Raw genomic sequence first — 26,998 nt, 5'->3', positions numbered from 1 at the left:
GTTCATTTGATAGAATCAACCGCCTCTTTTGTCTGAAAAATCTCTTTTTTTATATTGACAGTGACGTCCCGAAAAAAGAAAATGGAACATAAGCATTTTTTTAAAAAGGAGAACGTCATGAGCGCGAATCAGGAACAACAAGAATTAAAAAAGCTTTTATCACCGCGTCACATTCGCATGATTGCATTGGGCGGGGTCATTGGTACAGGAATCTTTAAAGGAAGTGCCGATACAATCGGTTTAGCAGGTCCTGGGGTCATCTTTTCCTATGTATTTGCCGGATTATTATTGCTCATCGTAATGGCAGCCTTAGCTGAAATGGCGATTGTCTATCCAGGAAATAACCTTCGCGACCTGATACAGATTGCGCTTGGTCAACGTTTTTCATTTGTTGTCGGCTGGGTTTACTGTTTCATGTGGCTCACTGTGTGTGTCATCGAGATTATTGCGGCAGGTAGCCTGCTTCAATACTGGTTACCGAACGTACCGCTATGGTCACTATGTTTACTCTGCTCACTATTAGTCATCGGAATTAACTTAAATAATGTAAAATACTTTGGTGAAATTGAATTTTGGTTCGCTGGAATGAAGATTTTCGTTATTATTGTGTTTATTATTCTTGGTGCAGCTCTATTATTTGGGATCATTCCGAACGAACAAAGCACATCTGCACTCACCAACTATCAAAACTTCGTGCCGAACGGATGGGGTGCGATCTTCGCCTCTTTATTAGTCGTTATTTTCTCTTATGGAGGCTCTGAATTGATCGGGCTGACCATTACAGAAACAAAGGATGCCGAAAAGGTTTTGCCTGGTGTTGTTAAAAGTATGATGTGGCGTATTATCTTATTTTACACTTTGCCGATTTTGATCATCTGTGGACTCATTCCTTGGAATCAAATTGATCCAAATAACAGCCCATTTGTTCAAGTCTTTTCAGCAGCCGGTATGCAAGGCGCCTCTCACTTCATTAATTTTGTATTGATTACAGCCGTTCTATCGGCGGCGAATTCTGGCATTTACGGGACAACGAGAATGATGCATTCTCTCTCTAAATCAGATGGCGGTCCGAAAAAGCTGGCACAGGTTAACAAAAGAGGCGTGCCTATTTTGAGTTTATGGGTAACCGTTCTGTTTCTTCTCATCGGAACATTCTTTGCTTACTTATATCCAGAGCAAATTTTCAGTTATATGCTAGCTATTCCTGGTTTTGCTGTTTCACTCATTTGGATTAGCATTTGCATGGCACATCTGAAACTTCGTCCGAAATATCCACAGGAGCCGTATTTCAAAGTGTGGCTATTTCCGTACTTAACGTTGTTTGCAGGTCTTGTATTAAGTGTGAGTTTTGTGATGTTTTTATTCAGACAAGAAAACTTGCCTAGCTCGATTATCAGCATCGGTTTCTTAATCGCAGCCATCATTGCTTCATTCTTAATGAAAAAGAAGGCTTAAACGCTAAAACCCGCCATTGAGGCGGGTTTTTTTTCATGAGTTGCTGTCTTCTGTTACTTCAAAATCAATCGATGCTTTTGGAATACCGTTGATGATGATTGTTAGTGTATGGGTTCCTTCATAATGTTTTCTCGTCGTCATATTTTGAAAAGATTGTGATCTGACGAATTCTCTATGTAACGTTGTGTCTGTTTCAAACTCTGTGATTTTAAATACTTTTTGATTGCGGGTCCCCCGAGCTTTGACATAGTCAATGGCATACTCTACACGCAGCTTTAACGGCTTATCGGCTTGTAGGGTAAAATGAAAAGTCATTTTCTCGCCGATCTGAATAGGATTTTGTACGATCTTCAAATCCGTTACGTGAACGGATGGATGGTCCCCATAGCCAAACAACGCCATAATAGCTGGATCTCCTTTTTTGAGTAAAGTACGGGATGCATGTTTGACAATCCAGTTGGTATGTTCGTTGGTTCCATACCAGTTTTGAACCGTCTGCTTCATTAGATCTGGCTGAATTGCAGAAATATCATTTAAATGATTCGCTACACTTTTCTGCACATAACGCGACGGGTCTGCCTTCAAGTTTTCCAAAATGGGCAGCGTGACCGAAGGGTTCTTTTTAAGTGAAGGGACAGATAAGCCCCATGGCAGACGTGGTCTACAACCTTCACTAGCCAGCCTCCGTATATGCTCATTTTGATCCTGAGACCATACGAGCATTTGCGCCAGCATTTTGCCTTGATCTTGAATCAGAAATGGCCGAACAGCAAATTCAGAAGTGGAAAAGGGTGTGAAAAATTCGAGCGCTTTGATCGAGAGGTCCCAATGTGCAAGGCCGTACGTCTCGACGTAGTCTGGAAAGACGAGCGCACTAAGCCCTGAAAAATACGGGGCTGCCTGACGCAGTATCTCCATTGCCTTCTCATAATCTGCCGGCAGACAGGCATGCATCGATTCAGTGACTCGTCTCATCCGCCCTTTTAACTCAAGCTGCTCCCAATCCTCTTGAAATACGAGTCGCTTGAACGGCTCAGCATCAAATTCAGACGAAGTCTGTGCGAATTTCTCTGCTAAATCTTTGATAAATAATTCATTGTACACATGTTTTAATGGTTCGATCGTGTCCGCCTCCCACATTTCAATATCATTATTTTACCCCAATCTGAAGAAAGTGGTATCACTACACAAAAAAACAGCCCGACTCAAAAGAATCAGACTGCTTGTTCGCTATATAAACATATTAATGATCATAATAAATGCAATAGCACTAACGGAAATGATCGTCTCCATAGCCGTCCATGTCAAAAACGTCTCTTTTATGGTCATACCAAAATACTCCTTGATCAGCCAAAAACCAGAGTCATTGACATGAGATAGAATTAACGAACCCGCTCCTGTTGCTAACACAAGCAGTTCCCTGCTCACATCCGGCATCGTTGCTGCAATTGGCGCTACAATCCCTGCGGCCGTCATCATGGATACCGTCGCAGATCCTGTTGCCACCCGAATCACCGCAGCAATCAGCCAACTAAGCAAAATCGGTGAAATCGGCGAGTGTTTGGCTAAGTCTGCAATATAATCACCGACACCTGAATCAATGAGCACATTGTTGAAAGCGCCGCCTGCTCCAATGACAAGCAAGATGGAGGCGATTGGACCTAAGCACTCATTACTAAAGGAAAGCACCCTGTCACGGCTCATCCCTTGCACAAAGCCAAGACTGAAGAAAGAATAAACTGTTGCAATCAGCAGTGCTGTTATTGGATCTCCGATGTACTTGAATACTTGGAACCACATATTGCCCTCTGGTAAGATAATGTCCGCCAATGTGGCAAGAAGCATCAAAATCACCGGCACCAATATGGTAAACATCGTATTCGCAAAGCCTGGGAGTTTTCGATCCTCGTTTCGTTCAGTGAATTGCTTTCTCAGCATCTCCGGAACGGGTTTATATATCCGTTTTCCAATCCATTTACCATACAGCGGTCCAGCAATAATCGCTGTCGGCAATCCCACAATAATAGAGAAGAAAATGGTTTTCCCCACGTTGGCATGATAGATGCCAACGGCTGCCATTGCCGCTGGATGAGGCGGGACTAACCCATGCACGACAGACAGGCCAGCGATTAACGAGATCCCAATGGTCACAAGCGAAATGCCTGTTTCAATGGCAATTGTAAAAAGTAAAGGAATGAGAAGAACGAAACCGACCTGGAAAAAGACAGGTATCCCCACGATAAAAGCAACAAACATCATTGCCCAATGCACATTCTTCGTTCCAAACCGGCCGATTAAAGTTTGAGCTATTCGCTCTGCTCCCCCTGATTCAGCCATCATTTTTCCAAGCATGGTACCAAGCGCTAGAACAATAGCCAGCAATGATAACGTATTGCCTAATCCCGTTTTAATTGATTGAATGATTTCCTGCAAATCCATCCCCGTCGCAAAACCCACTAGCATCGAAGTAATAATTAAGCTCACAAATGGATTCAACTTAGCGACTGTAATGAGAATGAGTAAAAGGACAATCGCCGCAATCACGATGAATAAAAGCATGTTCTCCCACCTTTCCCCTGATGTTTAACGATTTTGTTTTAATTGCAGCGCGCTAATGACATCAAATTCATCCTTCAGTTTGTCGTAGAGGCGCTCATATAAATAAAACAGCTCTATGTAAGTTTCATTGTTCTTCATATTAGGTTCATGACGAGCAGAGATTCGAATCCACTCTTGAACCTCTTCTATCTCTTCCATATGACCTAAACTATAAAGTGCAAGGACAGCCGCCCCAAGTGCTGACGCTTCGTAACTTTCTGGAACTAGCACTTCTCTACCCATCGTATCCGCTAAAATTTGCCGCCATAGCGGAGATCGTGCAAATCCGCCCGAAGCTCTGACATCCTTTGCTGAACCGGTTAAATCTCTTAAGGCAACACCGATCGAGAAAACGCTCATAATGACGCCTTCTAACACCGCTCTAATAAAATGCTCCCGCTTATGCTGAAGGCCGATTCCAAAAAAGGTGCCTCTCGCATTTGGATTCCAATAAGGTGCACGCTCACCTGATAAAAATGGTAGAAACAGCAAACCCTCAGAACCAGCTGGGACCTTTTCCGCGATATCCATCATCAGATCATAAGGGTCCACCCCTAGACGCTTTGCTACCTCCACCTCTGACGACCCGAATTCATCCTTCAACCACCTCAGCATGATCCCGCCATTATTGGTCGGTCCTCCTACAACCCAATGCTTATCTGTCAGGGCATAGCAGAACGTTCTTGATTGCTCATCTGTAATTGGTTTGTCTACAACTGTACGGACCGCACCGCTTGTCCCGATCGTAACAGCCACCTCTCCTTGACCAATCGCACCCACACCTAAATTCGCTAGAACACCATCATTCGCACCAATGACAAATGGTGTATCTTCTCTAATGCCCATGCGCAGTGCAATCTCTGGCTGAAGTCCTCTCAGTTGATACGTCGTTGGAACAAGCTCAGATAGTTGACTCGCTTCAATTCCAGCAATACGAAGCGCCTTCTCATCCCATTGAAGCGTTTCCAATTGGAACAGTCCCGTTGCTGAAGCGATTGAATAATCGACGACATACTGACCGAAGAAATGATAAAGAATATATTCTTTGATCGAAATAAATTTTGCTGCCTTCTTGAAGACATCCGGTGCCATTTCTTTCATCCACCGTATTTTTGAAAGCGGTGACATTGGATGGATCGGTGTACCTGTCCTTTTATAAATGTGGAAGCCATCCATATCTGATTTGATTCGTTTCGCTTGTTCTGCACTTCTGTTATCAGCCCAAATGATACTGTTCGTTAACGTCTTTCCATCCTGATCCATCACAATTAAGGAATGCATCGCTGTACTTATTCCGATGCCTATCAGATTTTCTTTATCAAATGCTGCTTTCGTCAATGCACCTCTTACACTTGCAATGACGGCTTCTAATATCTTCTCAGGGTCCTGCTCAACCCATGCTGGCTGGGGCTGAATGAGCTCATAAGGAACTGAATGCTTCGCTAATACTTTCCCCTGAGGTCCAAACAGAACCGCCTTTGTACTTGTTGTTCCAATATCCAAACCAATTACCGCCTGGTTCCCCTTCATCTGTATCACGCCCAATCATTGATTTGAAGTCACATATGTAGTTTTAAATTGCCTGTTAAATCCCATTATAAAAATAATTTTTTCGACATTCAACGACTGAAAAGAAAATTATTTTCAGTAAAAAGCTCACAATCGTTACCACAACAGCATTTTTCATTATCAGAAAAATTTATTTTTGGAACCATCACACCCTTTTTTGTGAAATGGTTTCACGCATTTGCTTTAAATTTGTTATGGTCTCCTGTTGCCTTAAGTGAGCAAGTGCAAAATATAGAACGTCAATGACCGTCAGCTGAGCAAGTCTTGCGGACATCGCTTCTGTTCGAAAAGCCGTTTCTTGCGTTGCTGTATACAACGTGACATCTGCAAGCTGGCTCAATGGAGAGCGTTGATAGCTTGTAATACCAATGGTTTTAGCTCCTTTGCTCTTTGCAGTTTTCATCGCATCGAGCAAATCTTTATTACGTCCAGAATGAGAAATACCGATCACTGTACTATGCTGATCAAGAAGACCAGCAGACATTGCTTGAAAGTGGGAATCTGTGTGAACAATACAGTTGATGCCAGTCCTCATAAATTTATGAAAAGCGTCAGTCGCAATGAGGCCAGACCCACCACTCCCATAAAACTCTAAGCGTTTTGCTTCATGAATGATTTGTATGGCCTTTTCTACATCCTCTGGATTCAACAATTGAAAGCTATCCTTTAATGCAGATATATTCGTCTGAAAAACCTTTTGCATAAAAACAGCCATATCATCATCAAGACTCATTTCTTCATCTACATAATTAGGCTTTGTTTGGTCTATTTCCTGGGCAATAGCAATCTTCAAATCTTGAAAGCCCTCAAATCCAAGCCTTTTACAAAGACGAAAAATCGTTGCCTCTGAGCTTGCAGTTTTTTTCGCAAGCTCGACAATAGACAAATGGATGATGTCGCGGGGCTCACTCGTAATATGCTCTGCAATTGCTTTGAGCTTTGGCGGCAATCCTCTGCTTGCTGCTCGTATTTTTTCAATACTACTTAAACTAACAGAAGCCAATTGACTTCACTCCTCCCTATTCATGTGAACGCATACATTTCCTCATGTTCCCATCTTATAAAAAAGAAGCCTGTTTGCACAGACTTCTTTTTTAAGCATTCATTGTATTGATCAATAAATCAAAGAAAGCGTCAGCATCTACATCCGTACATACTTGAACATTGCGCTCTTTCTTCCATTGATGCTGAAAATCACAGATCATCTGTCCATCACAAAACTCACTCTTCGTCTCGACGTCCACATGAAAAGCCTGTGTGCTCACGAGTTGCTTGTCAATGGCGAGACTGACAGCAAGCGGATCATGCATGGCACACGCCCACAAACCATTCCGCTCAAAATAGCGCTGCCGGTAAATGCTTGTGCTCTCTCTAATGTAATGGGCTAACGTTTCATTCTGAATCGCATCGATTCTTTCATCCGTAAGCAAGACCTTTCTCGTGACATCTAATCCCACTTGAGTTAATGTAGGGAACCCTGCATCCAGCACTAGCTTTGCCGCTTCTGGGTCTGCATATGTATTAAATTCCGCTACCGGCGTGACATTCCCCTGACCCTGCACGACACCGCCCATAAAAATGACTTCTTTCACATGATGAATCAGCTCAGGACACTTTTTCACTGCAAGGGCTAAATTCGTTAAAGGTCCTGTCAACACAAGCGTAACCTGCTTCGAATACTGCATCACTTGGTCAATGATAAAATCAGGCGCAAAACCAGCATCTGCGGTCTTCTTAGGCTCGACATCCTTTAAAGCACCGCCAATCCCATCCTCTCCGTGTACCCGATGTTCATAATGAGGCGCTCTTAAAAGAGGCGTTGCTGAACCTTTGATGACAGGAATATCATCTGCCTCAACCAGCTCAAGCACTTTACACGTATTCAATGTAGCCGCATCGACAGACACATTCCCACACACCGTTGTCATCCCCAACATATCAAACTGCTGACTTTTCACTGCAAGCAAAATACCAATCGCATCATCAATTCCAGTGTCTACATCCAAGATCAATTTCTTTTTATTTGCCATGTTTGAAATCTCTCCCTTATTTGAAAGTGTTGTTAGGGGAATGATAGCATATGCTTGTTTCAACTATTTAGGGAACATTACCAGGTTGATCTTATTACTCTTTTTCTCCAATGTCTTTCAGATATTGTTCGCGTTCTTTTTCGGTGAAGCTTTTAAGATAATCCTCTTTAACTTTAGGTTCATCTTTATATTCATCCCAGTCTATAAAGCGATCTGATAAATCAGGGGAATGACTCATCGAACCTATTTCATTAGATTTGTATATTAATGATGCAGAAAAATGATATTTATCAGGCTCATTATTTATATATCCATCAACTGTGACATAACCCATAGGGCTTATAGATACATTTTTTTTAAATGTGATGGTTTTGATAAAATTGTGAATATCTTCTTCATGTAAACGTTCTTCAATTTTTGGTTTCATCTTTTCTGCGAATTCTTCGGCCTTTTCTTGATCGCTTTTCTCTTGCACGGTACTCTTACCTCCTGAATCACTTGATTTTTTTTCCTTAACTTGTTGTAGTATAAGTGCCACTACCAAAATGATAACGATAGTAAACAAAATAAATACAATTTTCAATGTGTTTTTCATTAAAAAATATCCACCTTTAAATATTTTAATTGATAGATTCGCTCTTCTTATAGATATTTATTATATTTTAACTTATAATATTTAAGATAAATATTACAGGAGTGACAATTTTGTCTAAAAACATATCCCGCTTTCAGCTTAACGACAAAGACTATAATTTTATTTCCAATGCATCTTATAAAATAGATAATTACAAGAAGTCTAGTGACATAGTTATAAGCCATGGCAGGAAAATGTATGTGGTTGACTATAAAGAAACAGAAAAAGGGCTTAACTCACTAACTCTTGTATCAAAAGATGACTTTATTAGATCCGGTAAAGGCAAAGACCTCACCAAAATCAAAAACGCAGTCATCGCCTACCGCGGGTCAGAACCGATTGGCGCTGGCCAATATAAAGATACCATTAAAAAACATGGAAAAAAAGAGTCAGATGATCTTCTTTCTACCATTTTGACGAAGCTGCCTCCTTTTCGTCAGTCACAGACGTCAAAGGAAATTACGACGAAGGTGGCGACAGGGACAACGACCTATACAAATGAGGTTGTGCAAGATTGGCTGATATCAGATACAAAGTATTTGATTAAGAATATTCCCTTTGAACATGGTGCAGAGAATCAAATGGTTCAAGCGGATCGGTATGCGAAAGAAATACATAAGAAAATGCCAAATGCCAAGATGTATGTGACAGGGCATTCACTTGGCGGATCGAATGCGTCCTACGTTCTTGTTAAAAATGATTTTATTAAAGGCGGGGTCACCTTTGAGAATCCGAATATTTACCCCAATCTATCGGACGGCCTCCAAGCCAAAGCATTAAAAGGTGATTACCGTAGTAGATTAACAGAATATATCAATCTCAATGACGGGCTTTCTCTTTTAAATCGACATACGACAGAAATCGGTCGTGTGAAAGTGATGTATGATGCCGCTTTACCTGAAGGCGTCGATTACTCCGAGGACCCCTCCAAAGCCGTCCAATTTATGAAAAATCTCCTCAATCGGGCAATGAGCGTAAATCCTTCATTGGATGCAAATTTGTTTCTTGAAGCCATTGCTGGCAGCCATGGCTTAGATCGGTATGCCTTTTCATCAGATGGCTCCGTTGAAACCATTGATGATATGTTGAGAAAAAATCCTTCTCTCACTGCCGCCATGCTACATCAATTAAGTCAGTCGAATGTTCATTCGCAAAGTGTGGTGGCAATTTTAATCAAGTCCCATGTTCTCATGAACACAGGTCGTAAATTCTCGACATATGCCGAGCACCATATGCAGAAAATTATTCGCAAAATCGAGAAGCTCGATGACAAAGTGGACCAGTCTGTGGAACGGGTACGCTCGAGATACAAACAGATCGTTGGCTTTGGTTCCTATGATCAGCTGACGGCTTCTGATGTGGGTGCCGTGATTCGTCATTTAAAAACGGAGGGACTTGAGAATGAGTTCTATTCCGTCAAAGAGTATGATACAGCGATTGATAGTGCGATGAATATAAAAAGGTGGCTGGACTCAATATCAGATGATATGAGCCATCTAGGAAAAGAATACCATGATGCAGATACAGCCTTAGCAAAGAATATGGGCATTTCATAAGGAGAACGAGGAATGGAATTTTCAAAGAAACAACCAACAGATGCAGACCGTTTTTTGCAACGAATGACAGATACGCATACATCAAGCTCCGTTTTTTCTCAAGCAAACTTTCACACTGAGGACATGACACCTGCAGAGCTGGCTGCTTTGAAAGCAAAGATCAAAGAAGAGCAGAAAACAGCGCTAATTAGAGCCATCCGGCATCAGCTTCAACTTGAATTTGCAGAAGACCGACAAGAAGCGGGAAAAATTTTAGATCTCATTGATGAACTTCAGAACAAAGTGTATAAACATCACAAGCGTATTCATTCACATATGTCAGGACAAGCCATTGACGCCTTAACAGAGAAAATCGAACAAAGACTTAAGTTTTACGAACTGAAAGAAGATGTTCAATCCGCCATCGACTCGATTGGCATTTAGCTGAACCTTCTGTTCGATGAATCTTTTCCCCGTCTCACTCGTATATACTAAAAGAGTGATTGATTTGAAAGGAGATCTGTTTGTGGGATATATTTTGTTATTTTCGGTTGTGATCGGTCTTATCTTGACCCTCTTGCTCACGCCGCTCAAGTTGATCGTTAGAAAAAAAGGGGCAGAACAGCAGGTTCCACTGATGTGGATTGCAGGCATTGCTTTACTGTTTATGGTCGGAATTTTTGTATTCTATTACATCACCAATTTGGATCGCAATCCTTCATCCCTCTGGTTGATTGGACTTGTTGTGACAGCAGCAGGCGCCTTTTTATCAGTTGGATTGGAGCGTAAGATTAAAGGCGTGCTGTTTCTTATTCTATTACTGCTCGGCATTTATATGGCGACAGCTTTTCTATTTAATGCGAATGAGAAATTTGATGTCTCCAAAATGGATCAAAAGGTCGAAATCAAAGCGTTTGATGAGACGGAAACACCTGCGAGTGTCCCGCCTCAATTTGCGCGAAACAAAATGAAGAAATCGTTCGGACAGGTTCCGAATACAAGCTACTATGAGCTTGGCAGCCTGCAAATCCAGAAGGTCAACGGTGAGTATGTATACATCGCCCCAGTGGAATTCTCGGATTTCTTTAAATGGATTCGTTCAGGGAGTACGCCTGGTTACTTTACATTAAGTGCGACTGACTCATCTGCCAATCCAAAGTTTGTGAAAACAGAGATGGTGTACACACCTTCCTCTTATTTCAACAAAGAAATTGAGCGGCATATTCGCCTTCAATACCCTGATTTGATTTTCTACGGCGACACACAGCTAGAGATCAATGATGATGGAAAGCCTTATTACATTCGCACGTATGGCGATTTCATCTCTGCTCGAAACGGCTTTAAAGCTTCCGGTGTAGTCGTTGTTGATGCCAAAACAGGTGCAACGAAGAAATATTCGCTAGATCAAGTACCTGCTTTTATTGATGGCGCTGTTTCACCAGAGGCCGTTAGTCTGCAAAATAGCTATTTCGGAAACTATATTCACGGGTTCTGGAACAGTATGTTTGGAAAGTCAGATGTGAAGCTGCCTTCAGATGAAGGAACAGAAGCCAATGTGAGTCCAGTATTTGATTCAAAAGGAGATATGTACTACTTCACAGATTTCACAAGTCCGAAAGAGGGCGTTGATTCGATGCTTGGATATGCCCTGACAAATGCCCGAACAGGAAAAGCGACTTATTATACCGGAAATCTTGAAGCGTCCTACATGGATTCTCAAGGCGCTCTGCAAATTATTGAGAAACGTTTCATCGAAAAGAAATGGAAAGGCCGCATGCCGATTCTGTATAATTTCTATGGAGAAGCCAGCTGGCTCACGCCGGTTCTCGATTCAAATGGCTTCCTGCAAAACTACTTTATCGTGTCTGCAGCCAATCCTGAAATCGCTGCGTACGCTTCTACACCAAACGAAGCATTGAGAGCCTATAAGACAGCTCTGCAAAAAGGCGGCGGTACCGTTAACAGTTCCTCTAAGCAGGAAAAGAAAGAAACGACAGGGAAAGTCAAACGAGTGTATAAAGAAAAGACCGGCGATTATACAACCGTCACCTTCCTACTAGACGATGGAAAAAGCTACACCATGTCATCCGAAAAAGAACCTCTCGTCATTTATTTAAAAGAAGGCGACCAGGTTACCATGAAATACACAGATACAGGTGAAATCTTCCTTCCAGTTGATGAAATCAACATCAAAGGATTATAAAAAAAGACGTTTCTCCTACTGAGGAGAAGCGTCTTTTCTCTCTTTCCTTAACAATTCTACAAGCAATTCTTTATTTTTATTTCCCCCTGTCATGGGCGACTCGACATAAGAGAATTTTCGTTTGAAATCCATTCCTCTCACAGAAATGACCGCCAGTTCACCGCCAATGCTGCCTCGCTGGAGCACATATTTCGATAAAACAGAAAGCCCCATTCCATGAATCACAGCTTCTTTAATCGCTTGATTGCTGCTAAACGTCACAAACGTCCGTGCTTTCAGTCCATTTGATTTCAGAACGTGCTGTAAGTATTCTCCGGTGCCTGATCCTTCTTCTCTCGTGATCCATGTTTCGTTTTGCAATTGATCAATCGTGACATCCTTTTTCTTAGCAAAGGGATGATCTAATGGTGCAACGATATAAAGCTCGTCTTCTAGAAAAGTTTCTACTGTCAATTCTTTGTCATTCGTTTGTCCTTCGATTAAACCGATGTCGACATGGAATAAGCGGACGTGACTGGCGATCGCCTCTGTGTTATCAATGACCACCTCAATGTCCACATGCGGATAGAGCTGATGAAACTCTGCCAATATTTGCGGCAGCACGTACTCTCCAATCGTAAAACTCGCCCCGATTGTCAGCTTCCCTCTTGCTAGATGATGATGCTCATAAATATCCTGCTTCGCCTGTTCATATAAACGAATGATTTGTTTTGATCGATGGTACAGCATATCCCCAGTTGGTGTAACAGTTAATTGCTTTGGCGAACGATTCAGCAGAACGGTCTGGAATTCCTGCTCCAAGTTCTTAATATGAAGACTGACACTTGGCTGAGAAATTCGCAGCTTTTGGGCTGCCTTTGTAAAGTTTTTCTCTTCCACAACTGTCACAAATGTCTTCAGTGCATCGTAATACATCGGTCCCTCTCCTATCAGAAATCTTAATCCAAAACCTTTCATATATATATCTTACTAATTCCTTCCCAGTGCGTAAAGAAGCGCTTAACTGAAAACAATTTAATAAAAATATTTACTAATTTTTTTAAAGACTCTATACTAGAAGGAGATATTTTCTATAGGAGGTGCTGATTTGGCAGCTAAAATAAAGGACATTGCTGAAAAAGCTGGATTATCCATTGCAACTGTATCTCGCGTACTGAACCAAGATCCTAACCTATCTGTCACGGATCAAACACGTGAGAAAGTATACGCCGCCGCTGAAGCTTTGTCCTATCAAAAGAAAACATTCAAACATTCATTAAAAAAAATCGCCTTTCTCTATTGGATGACCGAAAAGGAAGAGCTTGAAGATATTTATTTTAAATCCATTCGTCTAGGCATCGAGGAACTTACGAATACTCGGAGTTTAAATGTCACCGCTTACAATCCATCTGATGGGCTTCACTCCATTGATCCTTCTACAGAAGGAATCATCGCCATCGGCCGATTTAAAAAGTCAGAGCTTGATCAATTATATGCGATCACCCAACATATCGTTTTTATTGATACGTCACCAGATGAAGATCGTTTTGATTCAGTAAAGCCCAACCTGAAAAGAATTGTTGAAAAGATCATCGATTCTTTTATTGAAAAAGAACACACATCCATTGGATTCGTTGGCGGCACAGATTTAGACCTGAATACGAATATGCATATTCCTGATATTCGCGAAACAACCTTCCGTGATTATATGAAGGCTCACAATGTTCTTGATGAGCGATTGGTCTATGTAGGTCACCATTTCTCAGTGGATGAAGGTTATGCGCTGATGATGAAGGCGATTGATGAGCTTGGCAATGACTTGCCATCCGCATTCTGTGTCGCTAGTGACCCTCTTGCCATCGGCTGTTTACAAGCATTAAACGAACGGGGATTTTCTCTTCCGAACCGCGTGAGCGTCTTTAGTATCAACGATATTCATGTGTCTCAATATGTGTCACCACCGCTCACCACGTATCATATCCACACGTCTTTGCTTTGTGAAACAGCAATCGATTTACTGTTAGAAAGACTTGTAGACGGCAGAACATTACCGAAAACTGTACTGATTGCCTCAGAACCAGTCTTTCGAAAAAGTACGATATAAACAACTGGAAGCCCCGTCCAATGTCGAGGGCTTCTTTTCTTTATATGAGTAAAAAATTTTACTTAATAAATTTAATAAAATATGTTTACTTTTTTTACTTAAGTTGATATTCTCACATTAAGAAAGCGTTTTCTTATCATCTGTGAAAAAAGAACGAGAGGGGATTATTCATGAAAAAGGGAAAATGGGCGACATTATCAGCAGTCGTTGGGACTGCTGTACTTCTGCTTTCGGCTTGCGGACCAGGAGATGACAATTCAAGCGGATCACAGCCAGCATCTACAGGTACAAAGACCTTGCTAGTGTGGGAAGACGTCAAAAAATCTGATGGGATTCAAGACGCTGTAAAAGAGTTCGAAAAACAACATAATGTGAAAATCAAAGTGGTCGAAAAAGCTTATGCCGATCAAATTGAAGCTCTGCGTCTAGATGGAGCAGCTGGGACAGGTCCAGACGTCATCACGATGCCTCACGATCAAATTGGATCAGCTGTCACTGAGGGGCTATTACAGGAAATGAAGCCAGATCAAAAAGTGATCGACTCCTTCACAGACGAATCGATTCAATCACAAACGGTAGACGGCAAGCTGTATGGTCTTCCTAAATCCGTTGAAACGACGGTGCTTTTTTATAATAAAGATATTGTCAAAAAGGCACCAACGACACTTGATGGCTGGTATGATCTTTCGAAAAAGCTGACAAAAGACGGAAAGTACGGCTTTGTTGCAAAATGGGATGAGATTTACTACGCACAAAGTGTTTTAGGCGGATCTGGGGGCTATATTTTCAAGCAGAAAAGCGACGGCTCTTATGATGTGAATGATATTGGTTTGAACAACGATGGTGCTATCCAAGGTGGAGAATATGTTCAAAAATTCTTTAGCGAAGGACTTTTCCCGAAAGGCATCATTGGGGAACAAGGAATCAATGTCCTCAACTCCTTATTCACAGAGAAAAAGGCCGCTGCTGTCATTTCTGGTCCATGGTCATTCGGTCCATATAAGGAAGCTGGGATTGATTACGGTGTGACCGAACTGCCAACACTCCCTAATGGAAAACATATGAGTTCATTCTTAGGTGTCAAGAGCTACAACGTCTCCTCTTATTCTAAAAATAAAGAACTTGCTGAGAAATTTGTTGAATTTATCACGAACGAAAAAAATGCGAAGAAGCGCTTTGAAGTGACAGAGGAAATTCCACCAGTGAAAAAGCTGATGAAAGATCCAGTCATCACAGAAAATGCCAACGCAGATGCAATTTCAAAACAAACGAAATATGCCACACTGACACCGAACAATCCTGAAATGGCAGAAGTGTGGAAACCGATTGATAGTGCTTTAGGACTCATTGCAACTGGTCGTACAGATGTGAAAAAGGCATTTGATGATGCGGTCAATCAAATCGACTCTCAAATTAAAGCAAATCACTCCAAATAACCATCAAATGCGGGTAGTCTATCAAACTGCCCGTAGTTGATCTAATTTCATATGAAGTAGGTGTTAGACGTGACGGGTAACCTTGAACTAGACCGCACACACATAGTGGAATCAAAGACACACCGGAGACGGGCGCTAATGTTCTCCTTTATACCCGGAATGGGGCAGATATACAACAAACAGTACGGCAAAGGGGCACTCTTTTTCCTGTTCGGCGTCTCTTTTTTGATTGTATTTTATGATTTATTCAATATTGGCTTCTGGGGACTGTTCACACTGGGGACGATGCTGCCTCGTGACAACTCTGTTTTTCTTTTAGCGAAGGGGATCATTGCGCTGTTAACAGCTGGTTTTGGTATCGGCTTTTACGTCCTCATGATGCGTGATGCTTTTATGAATGGAAAGAAACGGGATCAAGGGGTACCACTTCATTCCATCCGTGCTCAATATCATCAGCTCATCGATCAAGGCTTCCCTTACTTAATGAGCACTCCTGCTTTCTTTTTACTTCTATTTTCTGTTGTCTTTCCTATTATGTTCAGCTTTGCGCTTGCCTTTACAAACTATGATTTATACCACTCGCCTCCTGCCAATCTGATTGACTGGGTAGGGATTAAGAACTTTCAAAATATCTTTTCCATTGATATTTGGAGAGACACCTTCATTGATGTACTTGGCTGGACCGTCGTATGGACCTTGGCTGCGTCGACCCTTCAATGTGCCCTCGGCATCTTTTTAGCGGTTCTGCTCAATCAGAAGGATTTAAAGGGAAAACGGTTTTTTAGAACCATTTTGATTCTTCCATGGGCTGTTCCAGGTTTTGTGACGATTTTGGTGTTTGCTGGATTGTTCAATGATACATTTGGGGCCATTAACAATACACTTTTTGCATCGATAGGGATTGATCCAAAACCATGGCTGACAGATCCATTTTGGAGCAAAATTGCCCTCATTGCGATGCAGACTTGGCTTGGATTTCCTTTCGTTTTCATTATGACAACAGGCGTGTTGCAGGCGATTCCCGAGGACTTATATGAGGCAGCGACCATTGATGGAGCCAATTTTTTTCAGAAATTCCGGTCCATCACATTACCGCTTGTTCTCTATTCCATTGCTCCCATCCTCATCACACAATATACGTTTAACTTTAACAACTTTAATATCATCTATTTATTTAATGGCGGGGGACCGCCTGTTGCAGGATCAACCGCTGGGGGAACGGACATCTTGGTGTCTTGGATTTATAAACTCACGATGCAGTCCTCTCAATATGCACTCGCTGCGGCTGTCACGATTTTACTTTCAATCTTTGTCATTGCCATTGCACTCTGGCAGTTTAAGAGAACGAATTCATTCAAAGAGGAGGACATGATGTGATATGGGATCAAAACAAAACAAGCTCATTCGCCTGAGCATTACTTATTTTATCCTTTTCATTGCCTCCATTTGTATTCTATATCCACTGCTTTGGACAATCGGTGCTTCCTTTAATCCTGGAAACAGCCTGATGAGCACAAGTATGTTTCCGAAGAATCCAACGTTCAGTCACTTTACCGAGCTCTTCTTCGGTCAAGGTGCACTTTATGCAAAATGGTATTGGAACTCCATGAAGATCAGTATTGCCACAATGTTGTTAACGCTGATTCTTGTTAGTTTTACAGGCTATGCCTTTTCTAGATTCCGTTTCAAAGGACGGAAAAATGGGCTGATGCTCTTTTTGCTGCTGCAAATGATTCCTCAATTTTCAGCGCTGATTGCGATTTTCGTTTTGGCTCAAATGCTTGGACTGATTAACAGCCATCTTGCACTGATTTTGATTTATGCAGGCGGACAAATTCCGATGAATACGTATTTAATGAAAGGCTATCTTGATGCCATTCCGAAGGATCTCGATGAATCAGCCAGAATGGATGGCGCAGGGCACTTTCGAATTTTCATCCAAATTATTATGCCGCTTGCTAAGCCCATTTTGGCGGTTGTCGCCATCAACTCATTTACAGGACCACTGGGTGATTTCATTATCTCCAGTGTCATTGTTCGCTCACCCGAAATGTATACGCTCCCGATCGGTCTGTACAATCTAGTGTCAGACAAAATGGGGGCCAGCTACACGACCTTTGCAGCCGGGGCTTTACTCATTGCGATTCCAGTCGCTTTATTGTTTCTTGTGTTACAAAAACAATTTGTGTCCGGCCTCACACAAGGTGGGACAAAAGGATAAGGGGAGATTTGATGAAGAAATGGATGCTTGTGACGGTTGTCGTTTTCTTTTTAATGGGGTTAGGAATTTTACCTGAAGCAAAAGCGGATGCCATTTCAGTTCAGCCAATCAATGGACTGCAAGGTGATTTCACTAAAGGAGCAGATATCTCCATGCTTGCGGAAGTGGAGAGAAGCGGCGGCAGATACTTCGACCAGAACGGAAAACAGGTTGACCCGCTCAAGCTATTAAAGGAAAAAGGCGTCAACTATGTGCGCATTAGACTGTGGAACCATCCATACGACAACCAAGGTCGTGCCTATAATGGCGGGACAAATGATCTTAATACAGCCATCGCTTTATCAAAACGCGCAAAAGCACAAAATATGAAAGTGTTGCTTGATTTTCATTACAGTGATTTCTGGACCGATCCTGGTAAACAGTTCAAACCAAAAGCTTGGGCATCTCTTTCACAAAACGATTTAGTAAAAGCGGTTGGCACTTACACAGGGGATGTACTCAAAACGATGAAAGCCCAAAATGCGCTGCCGAACATGGTACAGGTCGGGAATGAATTGAACTCAGGCATGTTGTGGCCGAACGGCAAAAGCTGGGGTGAAGGCGGCGGTGAATTTGACCGGCTCGCCGCTTTGCTAAAGGCTGGTACAAATGCTGTCCGTTCTGTCGATTCAAATATCAACATCATGCTTCACCTTGCTCATGGTGGGGACAACGGAGCCTCCCGCTGGTGGTTTGATGAAATCACCAAAAGAGGTGTCTCATTCGATACGATCGGTTTATCTTACTACCCGTATTGGGACGGGGGATTTAGCGGTCTTACTAACAATATGAATGACATGGGCGCCCGCTATCAAAAAGACGTCATCGTGGTAGAAACCGCCTACGGTTTTACAACAGCAAATGGTGACAACCTAGAAAACTCATTTAATCAAGATTCAGTCAATACTGCTGGCTACCCAGCTTCACCTCAAGGCCAGGCATCTTTTATACGAGATCTATCAGAAAAAATTTCACAAGTGAAAAACAATCGCGGGAAAGGATTCTTTTATTGGGAACCGCTTTGGATTCCAGCGAAAGGCGCCCCGTGGTCAAGTCAATATGGGCTAGCTTATATTCAAACGACCGGTACAGTCGGAAATGCTTGGGAAAATCAAGCGATGTTTGATTTCAACGGAAAAGCACTGCCTTCACTAGATGTATTTAAACAAATGACACCGTAATTATAAGGATAGGACGTGACAAAATGGGAAAGCGTTACCCACTCGTTCACCCAAATGTGAAAGGCTTTTTGCATGGTGGCGATTATAATCCAGATCAATGGCTTCATATGCCGGAGATCATTGACGAAGATTTTCGATTAATGAAGCTTGCACACTGTCAAACATTCTCCATCAACATTTTCGGATGGAGTAAGCTAGAGCCAGAAGAAGGTCAGTATGATTTTGCATGGCTGGATGACATCATGGACCGCTTGGCAGCACAGGGGACACATGCCATTCTTGCAACGCCAAGCGGGGCGAGACCTGCTTGGCTGTCACAAACATATCCTGAGGTATTGCGCGTCGAAGCGAACCGTCAGCGTAATTTACATGGACTTCGCCATAATCATTGCTTTACCTCACCGGTTTATCGAGAAAAAACGAATACACTCAATCGTTTGCTCGCTGAACGCTACAAGGATCACCCAGCACTGATCATGTGGCACATTTCGAATGAATACGGCGGCGAATGTCATTGCGACCTCTGCCAAGAAGCATTTCGAGGGTATTTGAAAGACAAGTACAATCATGACCTTGAAGCTTTAAACCAGGCATGGTGGACGGGGTTTTGGAGCCACACGTATAGTGATTGGTCACAAATTGAGTCACCTGCACCGCACGGAGAGCACATGATACACGGGATGAATCTAGACTGGAAACGCTTTGTCACAGCGCAAACGATCAATTTTTATCAAAATGAAATTGAACCGCTGCGGGAATTGACGCCTCACATCCCAGTGACCACCAACTTTATGGGCGACTACCCGCATATGCGACCATTTCTTGGACTGGATTATCATCAATTTGCCAAAGAAGTCGACGTGATTTCATGGGATAGCTACCCAGCATGGCATAGCGGCAGGGAAACAACGGCTGAATTGGCGTCAAACGTTGCCTTCGTTCACGACTTATATCGTTCATTAAAGGACGGTCAGCCATTTCTCGTGATGGAGAGTACACCGAGCCTTGTGAACTGGCATGAAGTGAATAAGGTCAAACACAAAGGCATGGCACATCTTTCTGCTATACAGGCGATTGCTCACGGATCAGACTCCGTGCTTTACTTCCAGTGGCGCCAAGGGCGTGGTGCATCTGAGAAATTCCATGGTGCGGTAGTTGATCATTCTGGACATGAACATACGCGCGTGTTTCAAGAGGTCGCTGATCTAGGGAAACAACTGGAGCATTTGCAGCCCATCGCAGGGACTTCCGTTCAACCAGAAGTCGCCATCATATACGATTGGGAAAACCACTGGGCCATTGATGATGCACAAGGCTTAAATAATACAAACAAACGCTACGTAGAGGCTTGTCAAACTCACTATCGAAGCTTTTGGAAAAAAGGCATCCCTGTTGACATTGTCGGCATGGAAAAGGATTTCTCGTCCTATCGTGTGCTCATTGGTCCAATGCTTTACATGATCAAACCAGGCGTTGCAGAAAAAATCGAAGCCTTTGTTAAAACGGGCGGTATTTTTATCGCAACCTATTGGAGCGGTATGGTCGACGAAAATGACCTCTGTTTCCTCGGCGGTTTCCCGGGTCCTCTCCGCCATGTACTTGGCATTTGGGCGGAAGAAATCAACACATTGATGCCAGATGAACATGTATTAATGACCACAGGAAATGGACGCACCTACCATGTCGGGCAATATTGCGAATCCATACATCCTGAAACGGCCTCTGTGTTAGGGCATTTTGAGAATGGATGCTACGAAGGACAGCCAGCTCTGACTGTTCATTCTTTTGGAGATGGAAAGGCATACTATATGGCTTCCGAAAATGAGCAAATTTTTTATGATGAGTTTTACGAGGATCTCATCGTAGGAATGGATATACAGCCCGTCCTATCAGCGGAGATTCCAGAGGGAGTCAGTGTCCAAAAACGAACAGATGGGTCACAGGACTATGTGTTTATGATGAATTTTACGGAAAAACAGCAGCTCCTTTCACTAGATTCAGAAGAGAGCTATCAAAATATGCTGACAGGGCAATATGTGCCTCAAGAGCTCCAGCTTGATCCTTACGAGTACATGATTATGAAAAAATAGAATGAACGAGGCGTCTGCACATTGGAGACGCTTCTTTCATTTTATCAAGTCTAAATACCCATATATAATTATGTATTTTATATTTAAATTAGAATATTTATATTTTATCTAAATTTTTTGACATGTTTCATCCTGCGCCAATACTGGTTTCATCATCCTTTTTCACCATTTTATAGGTATGAAAGCGGTTGCCTAATACTCATATTTTTGATACCCTTTTTTTCAATGCAGATATGGGACTGCATTGTGATAAAAAGAGCAAGAAAATGTAAACGGTTTATTGTAGGGGGAGGGACTTATGTTAACGTTTGTTGGATTGTTGATTATTTTAACGATTGTTGTATTGCTGATTTGGGGGAAAGCAAGTCCAATTGTTGCCATGGTCATGGTGCCTTTAATCGGGGCATTCATCGCAGGATTTGGGATTCATGACATTCAATCATTCTTTGAAGAAGGGATTATCAAAGTACTGCCAGTGGCGACCATGTTCATCTTCGCCATTTTATTTTTTGGCATTTTACAAGATACAGGGTTCTTTGAACCTGTAATAAAAACGCTGATTAAACTGACTAAGGGAAATGTTGTCACAGTTGCGATGGGGACAGCTCTAATAGGAGTCATCGCTCATTTAGACGGAGCAGGAGCGACTACATTTTTATTAACTGTACCTGCACTACTTCCACTTTATAAAAAATTACATATGAGTCCGTACTTATTGCTGTTATTGATCGGGACAAGTGCTGGCTTAACGAATATGGTGCCATGGGCTGGCCCCACAGGACGGGCAGCGAGTGTCCTTAAGATGGACCCATCTGAACTTTGGGTGCCGCTCATTCCCATTCAGCTCATTGGGGTCGTTCTCGTATTAGGAATGGCATTTATTTTAGGAAAAAGAGAAGAAAAACGCATTCGGGTCAAAATCGCTGCAAATGAAATTGCTGCTGTTCAATTAGAAGGCGCAGATTGGGACCGGGCTATCCAATCCATTAGCGAGACAGGTGATGCCGCTTTAAAACGCTATCACTTGATTTGGGTGAATTTCATTCTGTTTATAGCTGTTGTTGTCCTTCTTGTGCTTAACGTGATTCCGGCTAGTTATATGTTTATGATTGGTCTTTCTCTCGCACTATTAATTAACTATCCGAAAGTGGATGTACAAATGGAGAGAATCAAGGCACATGCACCTAGTGCACTCATGATGGCCGCTGTTATTTTCTCCGCAGGTTCTTTTCTAGGGATTCTCGAAGGAACGGGAATGCTAAAAGCTATTGCTGTGGACAGCATTCAGATTCTACCTGCTTTCCTGCTTCCATTTTTACATATCATTGTCGGGATGTTTGGGGTACCACTGGATATGCTGACAAGTACAGACGCTTATTATTATGCACTTCTGCCAATTGTCGAATCCATCACATCTGAGGTTGGCGTGACGGGCACTTCCGCAGCGTATGCCATGATGATCGGCAACATCATAGGAACCTTTGTCAGCCCTCTCGCTCCAGCCGTTTGGCTTGCAATAGGTCTTGCAGGAGTCGATATGGGGAAACATATTCGCTACTCTTTCTTCTGGATGTGGGGATTCAGTATTGTTCTACTGATCATTGCCAAACTGATAGGCATTATTTAAATATAAAAAGACATGCGCACAGCGGCGCATGTCTTTTTTATTTATGAAGGATATTCATTTGTGTGAATGTCTGTATTCGGCTTTCTAATAAGAGACATCAAACCAATGATAAACAATAGAACCATTGGAACGAATGCAAGGCCAACTGTTCCAATCAAAAGAGTCACAGCAGACACCAAGAAAAGAACACCTGAAATCACGGCACGGCGGTCTGTTTTCAAGAGAATCACACCAACAATTGATAGTACAGCCGCAATGATGGAAACAACCATGTACTGAGTACCAAATGAATTAACCGAAGCCTCAAGCGTTTCAATTGGCAATGTTTCTCCTTCCTCTTGTAACACTTCATTGATTTGATCATAAAATGATGGACCTAAGGAGAGAATTAATGCTCCAAATCCAACACCAATGACATTGAGGACAATACTGATAATCCCCATAATCTTTTCACCTTTACGTCTAATCATGTGTAAACCTCCTAAAAATTTTAAAATTTAACTGCCTGTTTTCACTTCTCGTTTCTGGAAGACAATTAAGGCAATGGCTAAGAAAATAGCCCAATAGATGACTAGGACGATTAGTGAGAATCCTAGAGACATACCTTCGATAAGAGTAACCTGTTCCATAAAGTATTGCGATGGATCGTTTGCAAATAACAAATATTTTGACCAATCAAAGAAGAGCATTAAAATACCTGTAACTGATCCACCCACAATATAAGCTAACACACTAATGGCAATGGAGATAGCTTCACTTCTAAATACTGTAGAAATGGCGAACGAAAGGGTTCCCAAAACGACAAACATTGCGCAATGAGCAAGATAATAATAGACCATATTTGCAAACTGCGAACGTTCAATCACTTCACCATTGTGATACACCAAATTCACATAATCAGTGCTAAGTCCAAAGAAAATAGCACCCAATATGATGGACAAGATAAATAGAACTACAACAAGTAAAAGAGCATACAGCTGTACTGTAATATATTTAGATATTAGGATCTTTAGCCTTGATGGTGGACGAATCAATAATAATTTGATTGTACCATGCTTGTATTCAGCCGACACAATAGTGGAAGCAATAATGATCACAAACACACCTACAAGCTGGAGTAAATTAGCGTTTGTTTTCACATAATCCCATACACTGTGGCTAAACTGATCAGCTGGCGGCAAGTTATGCTTGATTCGATAATCATTAATAGCGATCTCTTTTTCAAGCTCTCTTTTAAAGAAACCATTCTCTGTCTCTTTGAGTTCTTTCTTGTTTTCCTTATTCATCATTTCTAGTTGGGTTTTCCAATCACCTGAAGCTTGATCTTTGTCATTTGTTTTCACTACAAAGATCAGTGTAGCAATCATACCTAACACAAGAAGTCCAACCATAATCCAAGTTCCAATACGATAACTGATCTTCATCCACTCGTTTTGAATGAGGCGAATCATACGTCTGCCTCCTTTTTACCTGTTAAGCTTAAGAACTTATCTTCTAAGGTTTGTTTTTCTATTTTGATTTCGTACAAATGAATGGACGCGCCGCTCAAATGACGAATCAATTCCGGCATTTTCTCTTCTGCCAAGGAGAAGAATAAATACTGCTCCTCTTCTCTTACAGTCGTGCCTTCCTCAAATATACCAATGAGTTTTTTCGTTTCTTCCAGTTCATCAGAAGCGACCTTCATTCGATAATTGACTAATTCGTCCTGGTTCGCCTCTGCACGCTGATCCTCAATCGCAATCAGCTTGCCTTTTTGGATAATCGCAAAACGGTCACACATCAATTCCATTTCTGACATGAGATGACTTGAAACAATAACAGCTAGCCCTTCTTCCTTTGCAAGCCTTCTCAAGTAATCTCGTATCATGCGAATTCCCTCTGGATCAAGTCCATTGGTCGGCTCATCTAATATCAGCAGTTTCGGTCTATGTATCAGTGCTTGCGCAATACCTAAACGCTGCTTCATTCCTAATGAAAACGTTCGGACACGCTTATGTTTCACGTGCTGTAAGCTGACTAGTTTTAGCAGCTCATCAATTCGCCCTTCATCCACTTTCCCATTCATTCTGGCAAAGTGAACAAGATTTTGTCTAGCTGTTAAATGATTATACATTTCTGGGTTTTCAATAATGGCACCAACGTCTTGGATGGCATGCTGATATGAGGATTGAATACTATGCCCATTAATCAGAATGTCACCAGATGTAATTGGAGAAAGACCGACCATCATACGAATGGTTGTCGTTTTCCCTGCGCCGTTTGGTCCTAAGAAGCCAAAGACTTCGCCCGCTTGGACAGAAAAGCTCAAGTCTTGAACGATCTTTTTCCCGTGAATATGCCTAGATACATTATGCAGTTCTAAAACGTTCGTCACGTTACCTCTCCTTCTTTGTCTAAGTATCATCTATCATCTATTTCCTGATAACACCATGATTCGTTAAAAATAGAAGAACACTTCCATATGGTACAGCAATGCCCAAAAGTTGTGAAGGGGATGAACCAAAATTTAGCGAATCATCTGCCTTTTTTAAGGTAGGGTTAAGAAAACAGCCATTTTTTATGTGAAAAGAGGCTTGATTTTTTAAAAAATGAACCTTTTTCAACAGGTATATATGTATGGAATTCTGTTTAAGATTATTCCTTTCACCTATAAATAAAGAAATGAAAAAGAGGCCTCTTACTGCAGCCCCCTTTCGTTATTATACCTTTTTCACAAACTCTGATTTTAACTTCATTGCACCAAAGCTAGGAATTTTACAATCAATGTTATGATCGCCTTCAACTAACCGAATGCCTTTGACCTTCGTCCCTATTTTTAAAACGGAAGAAGAACCTTTTACTTTTAAATCTTTAATGACAGAGACTGTATCCCCATCACTTAACAGATTTCCATTCGCATCTTTGACCACAAGCTGCTCCTCTGCCGCTTGTTCTTGTTCAAGTGACCATTCATGCGCACATTCAGGACAAACTAGCAGACTGCCATCCTCATAAGTATACGTTGAGCTGCATGAAGGACAATTTGGTAGATTAGACATTTGTGTTTCCTCCAACTTTCTATTTCATTTCATACAATTTTACCACATTTCGATAGAAAGAATGTGATAGAAAAGGAAACATTTTTCACCGCTTACTTATTTCTTCCAATTGATATAGTAGCCGCAATATTTCGAGCGGTTCTCTCTACATGAATAGCCCCATCTCTCATCGCCTCAAAAAGAGAAGTTACACCTGGAACGATACTAAAAAGGGCATCAATGCCATGCTCATGTACGACTGCACTATCTTTTGAGAGAGAGCCCGCGATGCCGATCACAGGCAGGTGATACTGCTTTGCTGCTTTGGCTACACCAATTGGGGTTTTTCCATAAATGGTTTGCTGGTCAATTCGGCCTTCCCCAGTAATCACTAGGTCTGCCCCCTTGATGACATCATCAAACTGAACTGCCTTGAGCACAATATCAATTCCTCGCTGCAAATCAGCGTGTAAAAAGCCTAATAAACTCGCACCAAGTCCTCCTGCCGCTCCTGCCCCTTCTGCATATTCAAAAGATACATTAAACTGCTTTTCTGCTATTTGGGCAAAATGAGTTAAATTCATGTCTAGCACTTGAACCATTTCTTCATCAGCACCTTTTTGAGGACCAAATACAGCAGACGCTCCTCTCTTACCTGTTAAAGGATTATCCACGTCACAGGCTGCCTCCAGCCGAACGGACTGCAGTCTAGGGTCAAGTCCAGTTAGATCAATAGAAGCTAATTGATGAAGGGCTCCACCACCTGGCGACAACTCCTGTCCTGCTTGATCGAGAAAAGCTGCACCTAATCCTTGCATCATCCCAACGCCTCCATCATTTGTTGCACTTCCGCCAAGCCCAATGATGACATGCTTTGCTCCTTGATCTAGCGCCGCAAGCATTAATTCCCCAGTTCCCTTCGATGTCGTGAGTAATGGATTGCGTTTTTCTTGTGGAACAAGGTGTAACCCAGAGGCTGCGGCCATCTCTATAACAGCCGTCTCATCGTCTCCTAACATGCCAAAAAAGGCATCGACGGGGTCACCAAGCGGGCCTGTGACCACATGATTGATTATGTGCCCACCCGTCGCATCAACTAGCGATTGAACAGTTCCCTCTCCTCCATCTGCCATGGGAAGTTTGATATATTCAGCGTCTGGCAACATCGCTTGAAATCCTCGCTCAATGGCACATGCTGTCTCATATGCAGATAAACTTTCTTTAAATGAATCTGGTGCAATCACAATTTTCATCCTAATGCCCCTCGTTTCTTATCA

At 42.0% G+C, this 26,998-nt stretch carries 23 protein-coding genes; 11 read left to right on the top strand and 12 right to left on the bottom strand.

Annotated elements, in window-relative coordinates; translation table 11 throughout:
- The first annotated feature begins 117 nt into the window (after nucleotides 1–117).
- A complete protein-coding gene (locus tag GPS65_RS00590) occupies nucleotides 118–1,455 on the top strand; it encodes an amino acid permease (protein WP_012011793.1) in 1,338 nt (445 codons plus the stop codon).
- Nucleotides 1,456–1,488: 33 nt separating this feature from the next.
- Here GPS65_RS00590 and GPS65_RS00585 read toward each other — a convergent pair whose 3' ends face one another.
- The 6 genes from GPS65_RS00585 to GPS65_RS00560 all read right to left on the bottom strand — a co-directional run bounded on the left by GPS65_RS00585 (nucleotide 1,489) and on the right by GPS65_RS00560 (nucleotide 8,247).
- Nucleotides 1,489–2,595 carry a DNA alkylation repair protein gene (locus GPS65_RS00585; protein WP_012011794.1) on the bottom strand — a complete coding sequence of 369 codons (1,107 nt, stop codon included), beginning with the start codon at nucleotides 2,593–2,595 and terminating at the stop codon, nucleotides 1,489–1,491.
- A gap of 90 nt (nucleotides 2,596–2,685) precedes the next feature.
- Nucleotides 2,686–4,014, bottom strand: coding sequence for a GntP family permease (locus GPS65_RS00580; protein ID WP_012011795.1), 1,329 nt, complete (start codon nucleotides 4,012–4,014; stop codon nucleotides 2,686–2,688).
- Nucleotides 4,015–4,038: 24 nt separating this feature from the next.
- On the bottom strand, nucleotides 4,039–5,583 hold the full coding sequence (gene gntK / locus GPS65_RS00575) for a gluconokinase (RefSeq protein WP_012011796.1): 1,545 nt from the start codon (nucleotides 5,581–5,583) through the stop codon (nucleotides 4,039–4,041).
- 184 nt (nucleotides 5,584–5,767) lie between these two features.
- The gene (locus tag GPS65_RS00570) at nucleotides 5,768–6,625 is read right to left on the bottom strand and encodes a MurR/RpiR family transcriptional regulator (RefSeq protein ID WP_012011797.1); all 858 of its coding nucleotides are present in this window, start codon (nucleotides 6,623–6,625) and stop codon (nucleotides 5,768–5,770) included.
- Nucleotides 6,626–6,716: 91 nt separating this feature from the next.
- Nucleotides 6,717–7,652: a nucleoside hydrolase gene (locus GPS65_RS00565; RefSeq protein WP_012011798.1), complete on the bottom strand. Its 936-nt coding sequence runs from the start codon at nucleotides 7,650–7,652 to the stop codon at nucleotides 6,717–6,719.
- Between the two features lie 94 nt (nucleotides 7,653–7,746).
- A complete protein-coding gene (locus GPS65_RS00560) occupies nucleotides 7,747–8,247 on the bottom strand; it encodes a DUF1433 domain-containing protein (protein ID WP_119125602.1) in 501 nt (166 codons plus the stop codon).
- A gap of 101 nt (nucleotides 8,248–8,348) precedes the next feature.
- On the opposite strand from GPS65_RS00560, the gene GPS65_RS00555 reads away from it, so the two are divergent.
- The 3 genes from GPS65_RS00555 (at nucleotide 8,349) to GPS65_RS00545 (ending at nucleotide 12,024) form a co-directional block, all read left to right on the top strand.
- Nucleotides 8,349–9,842: a lipase family protein gene (locus GPS65_RS00555; RefSeq protein WP_144474062.1), complete on the top strand. Its 1,494-nt coding sequence runs from the start codon at nucleotides 8,349–8,351 to the stop codon at nucleotides 9,840–9,842.
- A 12-nt stretch (nucleotides 9,843–9,854) separates the two neighbouring features.
- Nucleotides 9,855–10,265: a hypothetical protein gene (locus GPS65_RS00550; RefSeq protein WP_119125604.1), complete on the top strand. Its 411-nt coding sequence runs from the start codon at nucleotides 9,855–9,857 to the stop codon at nucleotides 10,263–10,265.
- A gap of 82 nt (nucleotides 10,266–10,347) precedes the next feature.
- Nucleotides 10,348–12,024, top strand: a complete 1,677-nt coding sequence (locus GPS65_RS00545) for a hypothetical protein (RefSeq protein WP_119125605.1) — start codon at nucleotides 10,348–10,350, stop codon at nucleotides 12,022–12,024.
- A gap of 15 nt (nucleotides 12,025–12,039) precedes the next feature.
- On the opposite strand, the gene GPS65_RS00540 is transcribed toward GPS65_RS00545, so the two are convergent.
- Nucleotides 12,040–12,939: a LysR family transcriptional regulator gene (locus tag GPS65_RS00540; RefSeq protein WP_003214942.1), complete on the bottom strand. Its 900-nt coding sequence runs from the start codon at nucleotides 12,937–12,939 to the stop codon at nucleotides 12,040–12,042.
- Nucleotides 12,940–13,111: 172 nt separating this feature from the next.
- Here GPS65_RS00540 and GPS65_RS00535 point away from each other — a divergent pair, with 172 nt between their 5' ends.
- From GPS65_RS00535 to GPS65_RS00505, 7 genes are all read left to right on the top strand, one after another.
- Complete coding sequence (locus GPS65_RS00535) at nucleotides 13,112–14,107, top strand: LacI family DNA-binding transcriptional regulator (RefSeq protein WP_119125606.1); 996 nt, start codon at nucleotides 13,112–13,114, stop codon at nucleotides 14,105–14,107.
- A gap of 170 nt (nucleotides 14,108–14,277) precedes the next feature.
- The gene (locus GPS65_RS00530) at nucleotides 14,278–15,543 is read left to right on the top strand and encodes a galactooligosaccharide ABC transporter substrate-binding protein GanS (RefSeq protein WP_119125607.1); all 1,266 of its coding nucleotides are present in this window, start codon (nucleotides 14,278–14,280) and stop codon (nucleotides 15,541–15,543) included.
- A 138-nt stretch (nucleotides 15,544–15,681) separates the two neighbouring features.
- Complete coding sequence (locus tag GPS65_RS00525; RefSeq protein ID WP_003214698.1) at nucleotides 15,682–16,920, top strand: carbohydrate ABC transporter permease; 1,239 nt, start codon at nucleotides 15,682–15,684, stop codon at nucleotides 16,918–16,920.
- Between the two features lies 1 nt (nucleotide 16,921).
- Nucleotides 16,922–17,764 carry a sugar ABC transporter permease gene (locus GPS65_RS00520; protein WP_012011808.1) on the top strand — a complete coding sequence of 281 codons (843 nt, stop codon included), beginning with the start codon at nucleotides 16,922–16,924 and terminating at the stop codon, nucleotides 17,762–17,764.
- Between the two features lie 11 nt (nucleotides 17,765–17,775).
- Nucleotides 17,776–18,984 (top strand): glycoside hydrolase family 53 protein, encoded by a 1,209-nt coding sequence (locus GPS65_RS00515; protein WP_119125608.1) that lies wholly within the window; start codon nucleotides 17,776–17,778, stop codon nucleotides 18,982–18,984.
- A 23-nt stretch (nucleotides 18,985–19,007) separates the two neighbouring features.
- Entirely contained in the window at nucleotides 19,008–21,074 is a 2,067-nt protein-coding gene (locus tag GPS65_RS00510) for a beta-galactosidase (RefSeq protein ID WP_119125609.1), read from the top strand.
- A gap of 298 nt (nucleotides 21,075–21,372) precedes the next feature.
- Entirely contained in the window at nucleotides 21,373–22,701 is a 1,329-nt protein-coding gene (locus tag GPS65_RS00505) for a CitMHS family transporter (protein ID WP_119125610.1), read from the top strand.
- A gap of 41 nt (nucleotides 22,702–22,742) precedes the next feature.
- Here the strand turns inward: GPS65_RS00505 and GPS65_RS00500 are convergent, their stop codons facing one another.
- From GPS65_RS00500 to GPS65_RS00480, 5 genes are all read right to left on the bottom strand, one after another.
- Nucleotides 22,743–23,171, bottom strand: a complete 429-nt coding sequence (locus GPS65_RS00500; RefSeq protein ID WP_012011812.1) for a DUF4064 domain-containing protein — start codon at nucleotides 23,169–23,171, stop codon at nucleotides 22,743–22,745.
- Nucleotides 23,172–23,198: 27 nt separating this feature from the next.
- Nucleotides 23,199–24,152, bottom strand: a complete 954-nt coding sequence (locus GPS65_RS00495; protein ID WP_119125611.1) for an ABC transporter permease — start codon at nucleotides 24,150–24,152, stop codon at nucleotides 23,199–23,201.
- On the bottom strand, nucleotides 24,149–25,078 hold the full coding sequence (locus GPS65_RS00490; RefSeq protein WP_119125612.1) for an ABC transporter ATP-binding protein: 930 nt from the start codon (nucleotides 25,076–25,078) through the stop codon (nucleotides 24,149–24,151). The genes GPS65_RS00495 and GPS65_RS00490 overlap by 4 nt, the downstream gene beginning before the upstream one ends.
- Before the next feature lie 325 nt (nucleotides 25,079–25,403).
- Nucleotides 25,404–25,742 (bottom strand): zinc ribbon domain-containing protein YjdM, encoded by a 339-nt coding sequence (locus GPS65_RS00485; RefSeq protein ID WP_012011822.1) that lies wholly within the window; start codon nucleotides 25,740–25,742, stop codon nucleotides 25,404–25,406.
- Nucleotides 25,743–25,834: 92 nt separating this feature from the next.
- Nucleotides 25,835–26,974 (bottom strand): glycerate kinase family protein, encoded by a 1,140-nt coding sequence (locus tag GPS65_RS00480; protein WP_119125613.1) that lies wholly within the window; start codon nucleotides 26,972–26,974, stop codon nucleotides 25,835–25,837.
- Between the last annotated feature and the right edge of the window lie 24 nt (nucleotides 26,975–26,998).

It is taken from the genome of Bacillus pumilus, assembly GCF_009937765.1.
Classification (GTDB): domain Bacteria; phylum Bacillota; class Bacilli; order Bacillales; family Bacillaceae; genus Bacillus; species Bacillus pumilus_O.
This window is presented reverse-complemented; position numbering and strand designations above follow the sequence as displayed.